Raw genomic sequence first — 476 nt, forward strand, 5'->3', positions numbered from 1 at the left:
ATCATCCTGGAATTCCACAACCCGAACCGGCGCGTGCTGGAGGGTGAGCTGCAGTTCCCCCTGGCCGATGGCCAGCAGATCAGCGGCTTCGCGCTGGATATCAACGGCGAGATGCGTGACGCGGTGCCGCCTGATTTGGCAAAACGGAGTCCTGTACTAGGCAAATCCGTGGTGCCCCCATGCGTCAACTCTCGCTGGCCGATCGCGGCCAAACTGTTTCCCTGGACCGGTCGCTCGACGACGTCGCACCGAAATCCGCCACAGCGAAGAAGACCTGGACATCCTCGACCTGATCGCACCGGAAGACGTGGTGGTCACCGTGTCGCATGCCGGTTACGTGAAGCGGCAGCCGGGGAACTGCTCGCGCAGCGCATCGTAGATCCATTCGCGGTGGCGGAACATGCCGGCGGCGAAGAACTCGACCACCACCAGGTCGCCGTAGCGGTCCACCACCAGGCCGGACAGGCCGTCACCTT

Annotated in this window: 1 pseudogene; it reads right to left on the reverse strand. The window is 63.7% G+C overall.

Annotation, left to right across the window (positions count from 1 at the left end):
• Nucleotides 1–339 precede the first annotated feature (339 nt).
• A pseudogene (locus tag ABGA94_RS03880) lies at nt 340–476 on the reverse strand (RlmI/RlmK family 23S rRNA methyltransferase); the annotation flags it as partial.

The sequence above is a fragment of the Stenotrophomonas sp. 3diitr2024 genome (assembly GCF_042136455.1).
Classification (GTDB): domain Bacteria; phylum Pseudomonadota; class Gammaproteobacteria; order Xanthomonadales; family Xanthomonadaceae; genus Stenotrophomonas; species Stenotrophomonas sepilia.